The organism is Frigoribacterium sp. VKM Ac-2530 (assembly GCF_015350835.1).
In the GTDB taxonomy this organism is placed as follows: Bacteria; Actinomycetota; Actinomycetes; order Actinomycetales; family Microbacteriaceae; genus Frigoribacterium.
The window spans coordinates 474,925-489,534 of the sequence record NZ_JADKSE010000002.1 but is presented as its reverse complement, the minus strand read 5'-3'; the positions used below and the strand labels follow the sequence as shown (position 1 = coordinate 489,534).

The following is a 14,610-nucleotide window of genomic DNA, read 5'->3' as shown; positions in this document are numbered from 1 at the left end:
GGCTACTGCTCGATGTGCCCGAGGTCGGGGTCGGCCACGAACGACACGACCGGGGCCGCCGCGGCACCCGTCTCGAAGACCACGAGGTCGTTGTCGCCTGCCCGCAGCTGCTCGCCGGGCACGTAGAGGGTGTGCTGCGGCCCGCGCGTCCAGTACCGCCCGAGCGCGAAGCCGTTGACGAACGCGACGCCCTTGCCCCACGACCTCGTGTCGAGGAACAGGTCGGCGGGCTCGTCGAGCGTCACCGTCGCGTGGGCGAACACCGGGCCGTCGAGGGACGTCACGGCGGAGTCCGACACGGACCCCGAGGAGGCGCCGGCCGCGCCGCCCGACTGGGTCGCGTCGCCGGAGACAGGCGTGCCGCCCGACACAGGCGCGCCGCTCGACACAGTCGCGCCGCTCGACACGGTCGCGCCGCTCGACACGGTCGCGACGACCGCCCCCAAGTCCAGCGGCGTGCTGCGCCAGCCGGTCAGCTCGGTGCCGTCGAGGAGCGCCGGCCCGACGAGGCCCTTCGCCTCGCCGATGCGGACTCCGTAGTTGACGCGTCCCTGGTCCTCGACCAGCACCTCCAGCACGTGGCCCGGCGGCACCGTGATCGCGCGCTCGTGCTGGTCGCGCTGGAGGACGCCCACCCGGCGGCCGTCGACGGAGACGACGGCGCGGTCGCGCACCCCGGCGAACGACAGCACCCGGGGCTCGTCGCCGGCCGGCAGGTCGACGCGGTGCAGGGCGAAGCCGCGGTAGCTGCTGAGCGAGTCCATCGTGGGCACGTCCTCGGTCCCGATCCAGCCCGAGGCGCCGACGCCGACACCGAGGTCTCCGCCGGAACCGTCCGTGCCGAGGTCCCCGACGACGTCGCCGAGGCGCACGCTGCGGTCGAACGTCGTCGACAGCACGGGCGACGGCGTCCGTCGCGCCGGCACCTCGTCGGGCACCGGCAGGTGCCGCGCGATGACGTCGCGGAAGGCGAAGAACTTGTCGGTCGGCCAGCCGGCCTCGTCGAGGGGAGCGTCGTAGTCGTACGACGTCACGTGCGACTGGTACGTGCCCTTGTGGTTGGCGCCGTTCGTGAAGCCGAAGTTCGTGCCGCCGTGGAACATGTAGATGTTGACCGACGCGCCCGCCGCCAGCAGCGCGTCCAGCTCGCGTGCCGCCTCCTCGACCGGGGTCGTGTGGTGGTGCTCGCCCCAGTGGTCGAACCAGCCGTCCCAGAACTCTGAGCACATCAGGGGCCCGGTGGGCTGGTGCCGGCGCAGGGTGGCGAGCCGCTCCTCCGCGCGCGACCCGAAGCTGCCCGTCGCGTGCAGCTCGGGCAGGCTGCCCGCCGAGAGCATGTCGTCGGTGGGCTGGTCGACCGTCGTCAGGGGCACGACCACGCCGGAGGCGCGGGTGAGGTCGACGAGGTGCCTCAGGTACCCGGAGTCGTCGCCGTACGCGCCGTACTCGTTCTCGATCTGCACGAGCACGACGGGCCCGCCGTGGTCGACCTGCCGGGGCACGACGATCTCGTAGACGCGCTCGAGGAACTCGTCGACGGCGGCGAGGTAGAGCGGCTCGTTGCGGCGGACGCCGACGGCAGGGTCGTCGAAGAGCCAGCCGGGCAGGCCGCCGCCGTCCCACTCGGCGCAGATGTAGGGGCCGGGGCGCACGATCGCGTGCATGCCCTCGGCGGCGACGAGGTCGAGGAACCGGCCGAGGTTGAGGCCCGCGCTCGTGTCGAACTCGCCGCGGTGCGGGGAGTGCGCGTTCCAGGCGACGTACGTCTCGACGGTGTTGAGGCCCATCAGCCTGGCCTTGTGGATGCGGTCGGCCCACTGGTCCGGGTGCACCCGGAAGTAGTGCAGGGCGCCGGCGACGACCCGGTGCGGGGCGCCGTCGAGCTCGAAGTGGTCGGGGCCGATCACGAAACGCGTGCTCGTGGGGGCGGTGCTGCTGCTGATGGTGTTCCTCCGGTGGGGCGAGCGGACGTGGCGACGGGGAGGCGCGACGTGCGTCGCGCCTCCCCGCTGCGGTGGTCAGGCGGTGCTGCGGTGCTGCTGGTGGTGCTGGTCGTGCGTGTGCGGCGAAGCCCTACTTGGTCTCGACGGTGAAGCCCTGCTGCTCACCGTACGTGGCGGTGGCCTTGGCCCACTCCTCGAGCACCGGGTCGAGCGAGGTGCCGTTGGTGTAGGCCGACGACGCGCTGTCGCTGAAGATGCTGTTCGCGTAGACCTGGAAGGGCAGGTACTGCCAGTCGGGCAGCACGTCCTGTGCCGCCTGGCCGAGCACCTCGTTGATCTTCTGGCCGCCGAAGTACTCGGGGGCCTCGGAGAGGAACTCGGGGTCGGTGAGGTCGGCCGTGGTGGACGGGAAGCCGCCGGCGTCGAACGAGATCTGGCGCCCCTCCTCCTCGGCGGTGGCGAACTTGGCGAACTCGGCGGCGACGAGCTTGTTCTGCGACTGCTCCATCACGGCGATCGACGATCCGCCGTTCTCGGCGGTCGCGGTGTCGCCCTCCTCGTACTGGGGCATCGGGGCGACGCGCCACTGGCCGGAGCCGTCGGCGGCCTGGGCCTCGAGGTTGCCGGGCATCCAGGCGCCGGTGAGCATCGTGGCGATCGAGCCGTCGCCGAGGGCACGGAACCACTCGTCGGTCCAGCCCGGGGTCTGGGCGAGCGAGCCGTTCTCGACGAGGGTGTTCCAGGTCGAGGTCCAGCGCTTGGCGCCCTCGTCCTGCAGGTCGATCGAGACAGTGTCGCCGTCGACCGAGTAGGGGTGCCCGCCGGCCTGCCAGATCATGCTGGTCGTGAAGCCCGCGTCGCCGGTGTCGCCCGCGATGAACTGGTTCGGGTCGGCCGAGTGCATCGTCTCGGCCGCGGCGAGGTACTCGTCCCACGTCGTCGGCACGGCGATGCCGTACTTGTCGAAGACGTCCTGGCGGTAGAACATCGCCATGGGGCCGGAGTCCTGGGGCAGGGCGTAGACGGCGTCGCCGTCGGTGACGGAGTTCCACGTCGAGGCGGTGAAGTCCTCCTCGAGGTCGCCGTAGCCGTAGCCGCTCAGGTCGGCGAGCGAGTCGCCGAGCGAGAACTGGGGGATGGCGAAGTACTCGACCTGGGCGACGTCGGGGGCGCCCTTGCCGGCCTTGATCGCGTTCTGCAGCTTCGTGTACTGGTCGGCGCCGGTGCCGACGTTCTGCACGTCGACGGTGATGTCGGGGTGCGCCTTCTCGAAGGCCTCGGCGATGGGCTCGACGGCGGGGGCCCAGGCCCAGACCGTGATCGAGGACTTCTCCTTCAGGGCCGCGGCGAGCTCGTCGCTGGTCGCGGTGTCGGCGCTGGCGCCGCCTCCGGAGCCGGAGGAGCAGGCGGCCAGCGAGCCGGCCAGGGCGATGCCGAGACCGAGCGCGACGACGCGCTTCGCGGTGCGGGGGAGGTTACGGGACATGGGTGGTGCCTTTCACTTCATCGTGGAGGTGGGACGGGGGAGTGGCTGTGGAACAGGAGTGGCTGTGGAACAGGAGGGGCTGTGGTGCGGGAGGGGACGAGGAGGGGCGGGGCGGCGGTGCCGACGCGCGTCAGGCCTTGACGCCGCCGGCCGAGAGGCCGGACTGCCAGTAGCGCTGGAGGAAGAGGAACGCCACGACGATCGGGATGATCGCGAGGAACGAGCCCGTGATGACGAGGTTGTAGATCGGGTCGCCGCCGACGGTCGTCGACTGCGCGTTCCACTGGTTCAGGCCCACCGTCAGGGGGTACCAGCGCGAGTCGCTCAGCATGATCAGCGGCAGGAAGTAGTTGTTCCAGGTCGCGACGATCGAGAAGAGCAGCACGGTGATGAGGCCGGGGCTGAGGAGGCGGAGGCTGATGGTGAAGAACGTGCGGACCTCGCTCGAGCCGTCCATGCGCGCGGCCTCGAGGATCTCGGTCGGCACGGAGTCGACGGCGTAGGTCCAGATCAGGTAGAGGCCGAATGGACTGATCAGCGAGGGCAGGATGATCGCCCACGGGGTGTTGGTCAGGCCCATCTGGCTGAACATCAGGAAGGTCGGGACGGCGAGGGCGGTGCCCGGGATGGCGACCGCGCCCAGCACCACCGCGAAGACGGCCTTCTTGCCCGGGAAGTCGAACTTGGCCAGGCCGTAGCCGGCCAGCGTGGCCAGCAGGGTCGCGCCTCCTGCGCCCACCACCACGTAGAGCAGGGTGTTGCCGAGCCAGCGCACGAACTCGCCGTCGCCGTAGGTGAAGACGCCCTTGATGTTGTCGACCAGGGCGAAGTCGCCGCTGAACCAGAGGCCGAACGAGCTGAACAGGGCCTCCTGCGTCTTGGTCGAGTTGACGAGCAGCCAGAAGAGCGGCAGCACCGAGTAGACGAGCAGCAGGGCCATCACGACGGTGAGCAGCACGCTGCGCTTGTCTCGCGGGGCGCCAGCACGGCGCTTGCGGGCTGTCGCGACGCGGTTCGGGGTGACGGTGGGGGTGCCGGCGTCGGGCGCGGCGATCGGGGTCCCGGTGAGGGTCGACATCAGTGGTCCTTCCGGGTGCCGACGAGCTGGACCACGTAGGCGACGACCATCGTCAGGACGCCCATGATGATCGCGATCGCGGCGGAGTAGTTGAACTGCTGGCCCGCGAACGACAGGTTGTAGGCGTACATGTTCGGGGTGAAGAAGGTGCTGATCGCGTTGGGCGCCAGCGTCTGCAGGATGTTGGGCTCGTTGAAGAGCTGGAAGCTGCCGATGATCGAGAAGATGATGCCGATGACGATCGCGCCGCGGATGGCGGGCAGCTTGATGTTGCGGACGATGCGGAACGGGCCGGCGCCGTCGAGCTCGGCGGCCTCGTACAGGTCGGGCGAGATGACGCGCAGGGCGGCGTAGAACAGCAGCATGTTGTAGCCGACGAACTCCCACGTGACGATGTTGCCGATCGACGCGAGCACCCAGCTCTGCGAGAGCAGGTCGGGGAGGTCCCAGCCCGTGGCGTCCTCGAGGTTGCCGACGAGGCCGAAGCGGTTGCCGTAGATGAAGCCCCACATCAGGGCTGCGACGACCGCCGGCACGGCGTAGGGCAGGAAGATCGAGATGCGGAAGAACGCCGTGAAGTGCAGCCGTGCCGAGTCGAGGGCGAGGGCGGCGGCGAGGGCGACGACCAGCATGATCGGCACCTGCACGACGAGGAACAGCGCGACGCGGCCGAGCGCGTCCCAGAAGTTCGGGTCGGTGAGCGCGCGGACGTAGTTGTCGGCGCCGACGAACGAGTTGCCGCCGATCATCTGCTCCTGGAACAGGCTCAGGTAGATCGCGTAGACCACGGGGGCCACGAGCACGAGCGCGAAGACGACGAGGAACGGGAGGACGAAGCCCCAGCCGGTCCAGCGTCGCTTGTCGCGACGGATCTGCGAGCTGCTGCGGGGCGCCGGTGGGGTCGCCTCCGAGCGGGTCGCGGGTGTCGACAACGTCGTCATGTCCATCCACTTCATCGGGGTGAGGAGCCGTGAACACGCTGCCCGGGAGGGGCTGTGTTTACGTAAACATCTGGGATGCTCGCAACCATGACACCTCCGCCGTCCGAAATCAAGTCGGCATCTCGACGCGCCCCGCGCACCCGCACGGTGTCGATGGCCGACGTCGCCGCGCGCGCCGGGGTCTCGTCGCAGACCGTCTCGCGCGTCTCGAACGGCGCGCAGAACGTCGAGGACGGCACGCGCCAGAAGGTGCTCGACGCGATGGCCGAGCTCGACTACCGCCCGAACAGCGCAGCCAGGGCGCTGAAGACGGGTCGCTTCCGCAGCGTCGGCGTGATCATGTTCACGCTGTCGACCCTGGGGAACATGCGCACCCTCGACGCGATCGTGACCGCCGCCTCCGGCGCCGGGTACACGATCACGTTGATGCCCGTCGCCCAGCCCACCGAGGGCGAGGTGGCCGGAGCCTTCAGCCGCCTGCAGGAGGAGGCGGTCGACGGCGTCGTCATCATCATCGAGGCGCACATGCTCGACCGGGCCGACGTGATCATCCCGAGCGGGCTGCCCGTCGTGATCATCGACTCGGACGCGGGCGACCCCTTCGTCGTGGTCGACACCGACCAGGAGCAGGGCACCCGCCTCGCGACCCAGCACCTGATCGACCTCGGCCATACGCGCATCGTGCACGTCGCCGGGCCGGACACGTCCTACTCGGCGACCCGGCGCTCGGCGTCGTGGCACGCGACGATGCGCGACGCGGGCCTCGAGCCGGAGACGCCGCTCAAGGGGGACTGGACGAGCGCCTCCGGCCACCGCCTGGGCCACGCGATCGCGAGCCGCGACGACGTGACGGCGGTCGTCGCCGCGAACGACCAGATGGCCCTCGGCGTCATGCACGCCCTGCACGAGCGCGGACGGTCGATCCCGGGCGAGATCAGCGTGGTCGGCTTCGACGACACGGACGAGTCGGGCTCGTTCTGGCCGCCGCTGACGACCGTGCACCAGGACTTCGGCGAGATCGGTGCCCGCTCGATGCGGGTGCTGCTCGAGCTGCTCGAGGGGAAGCCGGCGTCCGGAGACCGCATCGTGCCGACGCGTCTCGTGGTGCGTGAGAGCGCCGGCCCCGCCCCCGTCGCGCCTCCGGCCGCGCGCTGAGGAGGCGCGGGTCAGCCCTGCTGCAGAGCCTCGCGGATCGCGGCCACCCCGACGCGCACCTCGTCGAAGGTGGTGCTGAGCGGCGAGAGGCCGATGCGCAGGGCGTCGGGGCCGCGGAAGTCCGGCACCACCCCCTCCTGCCAGAGCGTCGCGACGACCTCGCGGAACCGCGGGTGCCGCACCGTCACGTGGCTGCCCCGGCGCTCGTGCTCGCGCGGCGTCGCCGTCGTGACGCCGAGCGGCGCGAGCCAGGCGTCGACGAGGTCGAACGCGTAGTCGGTGAGCGCGAGCGACTTCTCGCGGATCGCGGGGAGGCCCGCTTCCTCGATCGCGTCGAGCATGTCCTGCATCGCGAGCATGCCGACGACGGGCGGGGTGCCGCTGATGAACTTGCGGATGCCCGCGTCGGGCACGTAGCCCTCGGCCATGGCGAACACGTCGGCGGCGCCCATCCAGCCCTGCACGGGCTGCTCGAGCTCGGGCAGCAGGTCGGCGCGGGCGTAGAGGAACGCCGGCGCCCCCGGCCCGCCGTTCAGGTACTTGTAGGTGCAGCCGACGGCGATGTCGACGCCCCACGCGTCCAGCTCGGTCGGCACGACGCCCACGGAGTGGCAGAGGTCCGCGACGAGCAGCGCCCCGGCCGCGTGCACGATCTCGGTGATCTCCGGCAGGTCGGCGAGGAACCCCGACCGGTACGACACGTGGTTGACGAGCACGACGGCGGTGTCGGGCCCGACCACGTCGCGGACCTGCTCGGGCGTCACTCCCCGGGTCTCGTCGACCGAGAGCCAGCGCACGGTCGCGCCGCGCTCGCGGGCGATGCCCTCGACGACGAAGCGGTCGGTCGGGAACTGGTCGTCGTCGATGACGATCTCGTGCCGGTCGGGGCGAGACGCCAGGGAGGCGCGGATCGCCTTGTAGAGCAGCACCGTCGTCGAGTCGGCCACGACGGTCTGCCCCGGGGCGGCGCCGAGGGCGGCGGCGCCGATCCGGTCGCCGAGCTCGGTGGGGAGCTGCATCCAGCGCTCGTCCCACGAGCGGATCAGGCGCGTGCCCCAGTCGCCGCGCACGAACGCGTCGAGGCGGGCCGGCGTCGCCGCCATCGGGCGGCCGAGGGAGTTGCCGTCGAGGTACGAGACCACGTCGCCCGCCGGCAGGAACAGCGCGGTGTGGTGCGCGAGCGGGTCGGCCGCGTCGCGGTGCGCGCTGGCCAGCGGGTCGTCGAGCTCGGCGGGGTCCACGGGCGGGGCGGCCGGGACGAAGGAGGCGGGCGTCGCGGCGGCGGGGCCGGGAACGTCGGAGGCGGTGGTCACGAGAGCAGCTCCTGCAGGGTCGAGGCGGTGAGGACGGAGGCGCGGGCCAGCCACGCGGGATCGTCGCGTTCGTCGGCGGGCGGCGGCTGCGGCACCCACGAAGCACGCGGTGTCCAGTGTGCGCCGTCCTGCCCGGCGTCGAGCGAGTCGTCGCTGCCGAGGGCGGCGAGCAGCGCCTCGCGGCCGAGGCCGACGCGCTGCAGCGCCCGCAGCTCGCGCTCGTTCACCCCGGCGGGCAGGTCGCCGTTGCCGAGGTCGGTGCCGTAGAGGACGTGGCCGCCCCGCTCGCGGAACCCGTGCAGGTTCGCGATCGCCACCTCCTGCGCCTCGTCGCCGCGGTGGATGTCGAGCGTGCTGATCCACGTGCCGTCGGCCGCACGGTCGAGCAGGTCGTCGGGCAGCAGCTCGCTGAACGGGGCGTGGGCGAACCGGAGCAGTCCGGCGTCGAGCGCGCGGCGCACCTGCCCCGAGCCCTGCACGTGCGCCACGGTCAGCAGCCCGACCCGGTCGGCGGCGACCGCGATCGCCCGCAGCACGTCGTCGTCGAAGACGGGCCCGACGTCGCTGTTGAGGGTCAGCTTGACGACGGAGGCGCCGAGGTCGCGCATCCGCACGACGGCCCGCTCGGCGCCGGCCGCGTCGGCCACGACGACGGACGCGTCGTCGGGCGCCCAGCCCGCGCGCGACGGGTAGCCGCCGGGAGGGCAGAGCAGGCCGCCCGCGACCTGCACCTCGGGCCAGTCGGCGTCGACGCGGCCCCGCTCGGGCCAGAGGGCGGCGACGTCGGGGCTCCAGCCGAGGTCGAGCACGCGGCCGATGCCGCCCCGGACGAGCTGCGCGGGCTCGACCAGGCCGAGGTGCACGTGCGAGTCGGTGAAGGGCGAGAACAGCGTGCCGGGCAGGTGGGGGAGGCCGGCGTCGTCGCCGTGCTCGGCGTCGACCGCCCCGACGAGGTGGATCGCGGTCGACGACACGCGCACGACGCTCGGGCCGTGCCACCTGCCCGACCAGACTCGGTCGACGGTGACGAGTCGCGCCTCCTGCTGCATGCTCCCACCGTAGGGCCGGCGGGTCAGGCGGGCAGCACCGCCCGGCTCGCCCGGGTCACGTACGGCAGGCGTATGAGGTCCGTGCGACGGGTGTCGGGGTGCGTGTCGAGCAGCTGGCCGACGTCGCGGAGCACCTGGGCGCGGTCGTCCTCGGACAGCGTGATGACGTAGCTGCGCGACGCGATCATGGCGAGCAGCTCGTCACGTCCGAGCTCGTGCACCCACGGGAAGTCGCGGCGCTCGATCGGGGCGAAGGGCTCGCCGACCGGGGGCGCGTCGGACGACATGTCGCGCTCGGCAGGGGAGTGCATCACCGTCGACAGCTCGGCCAGCCAGGGCACGGTCTCGTCGCGGATGTTCCAGAGCAGGGCGAGCGTGCCGCCGGGCCGCAGCACGCGCGCGACCTCGGGGACGGCGGCCCGCGGGTCGACCCAGTGCCAGGCCTGCGCCACGAAGACGGCGTCGGCCGAGGCGTCGTCGAGCGGCATGGACTCGGCCGAACCGGCGAGCGACCGGGCCTCGGGGACGGCCCGTTCGAGCGCCCCGCGCATGCCCTCGCTGGGCTCGACCGCGGTGACCTGCTCGGCGCGCGGCACGAGGAGGCGGGTCAGCTTGCCGGTGCCCGCGCCGAGGTCGACGACGTGCCGTGCGCCCTGCGGCAGCAGCCAGTCGACGGCGTCGACGGGGTAGGAGGGGCGGCCGCGTTCGTAGACGTCGGCCGCCTGGCCGAACGAGGAGGCGAGGGTGCTGAGGGGGTTGGCCGGATCGAAGCCGTGCGCGTGCGTGGTCGGGTTCACGCGACCACTGTCGCATGACGCACGGCGTCACACGGCTTCGTTACGCGCCGCCTCCGGAGCACCATGGCTGCATGACGCAGACACCTCCGCAGCCGCTCCGTGTCGTCGCCGTGTCGGGCACGCTGAGCTCGCCCTCGAAGACGGACGCGCTCGTCGACGCCGTCCTCGACGAGCTCGCCCTCGTGCTGCCGATCGAGCGGCACGTGATCCGGGTGAGCGAGCTCGGGCCCCTGTTCGCCGGCGCGCTGACCCGCGACCAGCTCGACGAACGGGTCGAGCGCGAGCTCCGTGCGGTCGAGGGCGCCGACCTGCTGATCGCGGCCTCGCCGGTCTACCGCGCCTCCTTCACGGGGCTCTTCAAGCACTTCTTCGACTTCGTCGAGCAGTACGCGCTGGTCGACGTGCCGGTGCTGCTCGCGGCGACGGGCGGCAGCGAGCGGCACGCGCTGATCCTCGAGCACTCGCTGCGGCCGCTCTTCGGCTTCTTCCAGGCGCTGACGCTGCCCCTCGGCGTCTACGCGCACGCCAGCGACTTCACCGACCGGCGCGTGACGGCGCCGCTGCTGCAGGAGCGCATCCGGGCTGCGATCGCCCGGGGCCTGCCCCTGATCCGGTCGAGCGTCGACGAGAAGCGGCGCATCGAGCGCGCGGTCAGCGGCGTGGGCGACGAGCTCGACGCGCTCCCGACCCCGACCGCGCAGGACGCGGCGCCGGTCCGGCTCTACAGCTGACGGCCCGCTCTGGGGGAGGTGGCCCCCGGCGTCGTGTGATTAAGGTGGAGCGTGCCTGACGAGACCCCGACTCCCGAGACCGCGCCCCGTGACGTCGCCGTCGCCCGCGCCGAGATCCGCGACGACGAGGCCAAGCGCGTCATCGGCATGCTCGCGGCCGGCGAGCTGCCGCGCCGGGCCGCCCAGTGGGTCGCCGACGGGGTCGACGACGACGCGGCACGCGATCTCGCCGTCGCGACCGGGCGCACCGAGGAGGAGCGGGTCGGCCTCCTGGAGCGCCTCGCCGCCGCCCAGGGCCTCGGCTTCCCGACCGCGCGCGAGGCCCGCGCGCACCACGGCCAGAGCGTGATCGCGTCGATGACCGCGTCGTCCGCGGCGGGCGACTCGCTGTCGTTCTCGAACTCGTTCAGCGACACGATCGAGGAGTCGGTGCGCGACTCGATCTCACGGCTGTTCCCGCGACGCAAGAAGTAGGGCCCTCGGGTCCCCCGGCCCCGAAGCGAGACAGATCGGCGCCTCGAGCGTCCCCGAACGCTGGTGCTGCGGCGATCGACGCGCGGACCCCTCTCGATCTCGAGAGGGGTCCGCGCGCGGCACGGCTCAGGCCTTCGCGACCTCGAGCTCGACGACCGCCCACGACAGGGCCGGCAGGGTCAGGCGGACGCTGCCGCCGTCGACCGTGACGCCGTCGAGGGGCACGAGGCCGACCGCGTCCTGCGCCTGCTCGGTGTTGGCGGTGAAGCGGTCGCCGCCCTCCGGGACGGCCAGCACCTCGGAGCGGACGACCCGGGCGTCGGCGAAGCCGCGGAGGACGAGCTCGACGTCCGCCGCCTCCTCGAGTCCGCGGTTCGCCAGGAAGAACACGACGCGACCGGTCTCCTCGTCCCACGTCGAGCTGACGTCGACGAGGTCGGCGTCGCCGTACTTCGGGGTGTCGATCTTGTCGCTGGTGACCTGCGTGCGGAGGATCTCGCCCTGGGCCAGCGCCGCCATGCGGGCGAACGGCCAGAAGATCGTCTGGCGCCAGGCCGGCCCGCCCTGCTCGCTGCGGATCGGGGCGATCACGTTGACGAGCTGGGCCTGGTTGGCGATCTTCACCCGGTCGCCGTGGCGCAGCAGCGAGTTGAGGAACGTGCCGACGACGACCGCGTCGGTCACGTTGTAGGTGTCCTCGATGAGGCGCGGGTGCTCGACCCAGCCCTTCGAGACGTTGTGCGGCTGGTCGTCGGTGTCGAGGCCCGTCTGGTACCAGACGTTCCACTCGTCGAACGAGATGTGCACCTGCTTGTCGTGCTTGCCCGCGGCCTTGACGCCGTCGATCGTCGAGACGACCTCCTCGATGAAGGCGTCCATGTCGACCGCCGTCGCGAGGAAGCTCGTCGCGTCGCCGTCGTGCTCCTGGTAGTAGGCGTGCATCGAGACGTAGTCGACCTCGTCGTAGGCGTGGGTGAGCACCTCGTGCTCCCACGTGCCGAAGGTCGGCATGCCGCGGCCCGAGCTGCCGACGGCGACGAGCTCGATGCTCGGGTCGACGAACTTCATCGCCTTGGCGGCCTCCTGGGCGAGGCGGCCGTACTCCGTCGCGGTCTTGTGGCCGATCTGCCACGGGCCGTCGAGCTCGTTGCCGAGGCACCAGAGCTTGATGTCGAACGGGTCGGCCGCGCCGTTCGCGATGCGGCGGTCGCTGAGGGCGGTGCCGCCGGGGTGGTTGGCGTACTCGACGAGCTCGCGGGCCGCGTCGACGCCGCGGGTGCCGAGGTTGACGGCCTCCATCACCTCGACCTCGGCCAGCTTCGACCACTCGACGAACTCGTGCAGGCCGAACGCGTTCGACTCGACGGTGTGCCACGCGCCGTCGAGACGGCGGGGGCGCTGGTCGACCGGCCCGACGCCGTCCTCCCAGTTGTAGCCGGAGACGAAGTTGCCGCCGGGGTAGCGGACGACGGTCGCGCCGAGCTCCTTCGTGAGGGCGAGGACGTCGCGACGGAAGCCCTTCTCGTCGGCGGTCTCGTGGCCGGGCTCGTAGATGCCGGTGTACACGCACCGGCCCATGTGCTCGACGAACGAGCCGAACAGGCGACGCGGCACGGTGCCGATCGTGAACTCGCGGTCGACGGTGATGCGGGCGGTGGTCATGGTTCTCCTAGCTAGTGGGGGAGCGGCGTGCTGGCGGGTGGTCGGTCGGTCAGGAGGTGCGGGTCGAGGAGGCGCGGCGCGCGCATCGAGGAAGCGCCGGCCGGGCAGAGGAGGCCTTGGTCGCTACTGCCCCCCGAAGCCGGTGGTCGAGATGCCCTTGATGATCTGCCGCTGGAAGAACAGGAACACCAGGATGAGGGGCAGCGCCGCCAGGATCGCCGCGGCCATGTTCTGCGCGTACTGGATGCCGTAGGCGCTCTTGATGGTCTGCAGGCCGACGGGCAGCGTGAGCAGCGACGCGTCGTTCGTGACGATGAAGGGCCAGAGGAAGTTGTTCCAGGCTCCGATGAACACGAAGATCGACACCGCCCCGAGGATGGGACGCGAGAGCGGCAGCAGGATCGTGAAGAAGACCCGGATGCGTCCGGCCCCGTCGACGCGGGCCGCGTCCTCGAGCTCGATCGGCACCTGGTCGAAGAACTTCTTGAGCACGAAGACCATGGCGGGCGCGATGGCCTGGGGCAGGATGATGCCCCAGTACGTGTCGACCATGTCGAAGGCGAGCATCTGGTAGAACAGCGGCACGATCAGCACCTGCGGCGGGACGATGATCGACGCGATCGTGGCCACGTAGAGCCACTTCTTGCCGCGGAAGTCGAGCCGCGAGAACGCGTAGGCCACGAGGGCCGAGGTCGCCACGACGATCAGCGTGATGGCGATCGACGTGAGCAGGCTGTTGAAGAGCCAGGTCGGGATGTTCCCCTGCTCGAGGATCGCCCGGTAGGCCTGCAGCGTGAAGCCGCCCGCGGGCAGCCAGGTCTGCGGCGTCGCCGCGGCGTCGGCCTCGCTCTTGAACGAGGTCGCGAGCGACCAGAGGAACGGCAGCAGCCAGAGCGCGGCCAGCACGACGAGGACGACGATGCTGAGGACGCCCATGACGCCGAAGCGCTGCTTGCCGGGTGCGTGGCCGTGGCTGCCGCCTCCTCGGCTGGCGCCTCGGCCGCGCTCGGCGGTGGGGGCTCGGAGGTCGCCGCCGGGCGCTGCGGCGGGGGCGACGGCAGGTGCGGTCATCGCTGGGCTCCCTTGCGGTTGCGGGCCGTGATCGAGAACTGGGCGATCGAGATGACCACGATCACGGCGAAGAAGATGTACGAGATGGCGCTGGAGTAGCCGAAGCGGTAGCCGGTGAAGCCCGACTCGAAGATGTACTGGACGGTGGAGCGCGTCGTCCCCGCCGGCCCGCCGTTGGTCATCTGGTAGATCTGGTCGAAGACCTTGAGCGACGCGAGCACCTGCAGGATGACGATGAGGCCGGTGGTCGGGCCGAGCTGCGGGATCGTGATCGACCAGAGCGAGCGCCAGCGTCCGGCGCCGTCGAGCGATGCCGCCTCGTACTGCTGGTCGGGGATGTTCTGCAGCGCAGCGAGGTACAGCAGGAAGTTGAAGCCGACCGTCCACCAGACCGTGGTGGCGACGACGGCGATCATGGCCGTGTCCGGGTCCTGCAGCCAGGCGGGCTGCGGCAGCCCGAGGGTGGCCAGCACGTTGTTGATCGGGCCGAGCGTCGGGCTGTACAGCTGGATCCAGAACAGCGACACGACGGTCGACGCCAGCAGGTACGGCAGGAAGAAGCTGAGCCGCCAGAGCCACTGGCCCGGCAGGCCGGTGTTCACCAGCAGCGCGAGCACGAGCGCGACCGCGACGAGCGGGATCGTGCTGAGGATCGTGAACCAGAACGTGTTGAGCATCGAGCGCCACATGGCGCCGTCGGCGAAGGCCTCGGCGTAGTTGGCGAAGCCGATCAGCTCGCCGCCCTGGCCCGTGAGGCTCTGCCCGGTGAAGCTCAGGTACAGGCCGTGCAGGAGGGGCCACACGAGGAAGAGGACGAACAGGATCGTGAACGGGGCGGCGAAGCCCCAGCCGATGCGGTTCTCCTTGTGGGCGCCGGGGCGCATGCGGGTGCCGGTGCTGCCGCCGCCGG

The 14,610-nt window shown here is 71.5% G+C and carries 13 protein-coding genes; 3 read left to right on the top strand and 10 right to left on the bottom strand.

The genetic code is table 11. The annotated features are described in order from the left end of the window. Positions 1-2 precede the first annotated feature (2 nt). The 4 genes from ITJ48_RS11150 to ITJ48_RS11135 form a co-directional block, all read right to left on the bottom strand. Positions 3-1,907, bottom strand: a complete 1,905-nt coding sequence (locus ITJ48_RS11150; RefSeq protein ID WP_370544891.1) for a beta-galactosidase family protein — start codon at positions 1,905-1,907, stop codon at positions 3-5. A gap of 166 nt (positions 1,908-2,073) precedes the next feature. Continuing rightward, positions 2,074-3,429, bottom strand: coding sequence for an ABC transporter substrate-binding protein (locus ITJ48_RS11145; RefSeq protein ID WP_194613729.1), 1,356 nt, complete (start codon positions 3,427-3,429; stop codon positions 2,074-2,076). A gap of 130 nt (positions 3,430-3,559) precedes the next feature. Beyond that, entirely contained in the window at positions 3,560-4,507 is a 948-nt protein-coding gene (locus ITJ48_RS11140) for a carbohydrate ABC transporter permease (protein WP_194613728.1), read from the bottom strand. After that, complete coding sequence (locus ITJ48_RS11135; RefSeq protein WP_194614438.1) at positions 4,507-5,448, bottom strand: carbohydrate ABC transporter permease; 942 nt, start codon at positions 5,446-5,448, stop codon at positions 4,507-4,509. The genes ITJ48_RS11140 and ITJ48_RS11135 overlap by 1 nt, the downstream gene beginning before the upstream one ends. An 87-nt stretch (positions 5,449-5,535) precedes the next feature. On the opposite strand from ITJ48_RS11135, the gene ITJ48_RS11130 reads away from it, so the two are divergent. After that, a complete protein-coding gene (locus tag ITJ48_RS11130) occupies positions 5,536-6,603 on the top strand; it encodes a LacI family DNA-binding transcriptional regulator (protein WP_194613727.1) in 1,068 nt (355 codons plus the stop codon). 11 nt (positions 6,604-6,614) lie between these two features. Here ITJ48_RS11130 and ITJ48_RS11125 read toward each other — a convergent pair whose 3' ends face one another. The 3 genes from ITJ48_RS11125 to ITJ48_RS11115 form a co-directional block, all read right to left on the bottom strand. Then, a complete protein-coding gene (locus tag ITJ48_RS11125) occupies positions 6,615-7,844 on the bottom strand; it encodes an aminotransferase class V-fold PLP-dependent enzyme (RefSeq protein ID WP_194614437.1) in 1,230 nt (409 codons plus the stop codon). A gap of 68 nt (positions 7,845-7,912) precedes the next feature. Beyond that, complete coding sequence (locus tag ITJ48_RS11120; RefSeq protein WP_194613726.1) at positions 7,913-8,965, bottom strand: amidohydrolase; 1,053 nt, start codon at positions 8,963-8,965, stop codon at positions 7,913-7,915. Between the two features lie 23 nt (positions 8,966-8,988). After that, the gene (locus tag ITJ48_RS11115; RefSeq protein WP_194613725.1) at positions 8,989-9,762 is read right to left on the bottom strand and encodes a class I SAM-dependent methyltransferase; all 774 of its coding nucleotides are present in this window, start codon (positions 9,760-9,762) and stop codon (positions 8,989-8,991) included. A gap of 71 nt (positions 9,763-9,833) precedes the next feature. On the opposite strand from ITJ48_RS11115, the gene msuE reads away from it, so the two are divergent. Next, a complete protein-coding gene (gene msuE / locus ITJ48_RS11110; RefSeq protein ID WP_192169694.1) occupies positions 9,834-10,493 on the top strand; it encodes an FMN reductase in 660 nt (219 codons plus the stop codon). Positions 10,494-10,544: 51 nt separating this feature from the next. Next, positions 10,545-10,967 carry a hypothetical protein gene (locus ITJ48_RS11105; protein WP_194613724.1) on the top strand — a complete coding sequence of 141 codons (423 nt, stop codon included), beginning with the start codon at positions 10,545-10,547 and terminating at the stop codon, positions 10,965-10,967. A gap of 126 nt (positions 10,968-11,093) precedes the next feature. Here the strand turns inward: ITJ48_RS11105 and ITJ48_RS11100 are convergent, their stop codons facing one another. From ITJ48_RS11100 to ITJ48_RS11090, 3 genes are all read right to left on the bottom strand, one after another. Then, on the bottom strand, positions 11,094-12,629 hold the full coding sequence (locus ITJ48_RS11100) for an alpha-N-arabinofuranosidase (protein WP_194613723.1): 1,536 nt from the start codon (positions 12,627-12,629) through the stop codon (positions 11,094-11,096). Positions 12,630-12,752: 123 nt separating this feature from the next. Then, the gene (locus ITJ48_RS11095) at positions 12,753-13,700 is read right to left on the bottom strand and encodes a carbohydrate ABC transporter permease (protein WP_228506867.1); all 948 of its coding nucleotides are present in this window, start codon (positions 13,698-13,700) and stop codon (positions 12,753-12,755) included. Continuing rightward, positions 13,697-14,584, bottom strand: coding sequence for a carbohydrate ABC transporter permease (locus tag ITJ48_RS11090; protein ID WP_194614435.1), 888 nt, complete (start codon positions 14,582-14,584; stop codon positions 13,697-13,699). The genes ITJ48_RS11095 and ITJ48_RS11090 overlap by 4 nt, the downstream gene beginning before the upstream one ends. Positions 14,585-14,610: the final 26 nt, after the last annotated feature.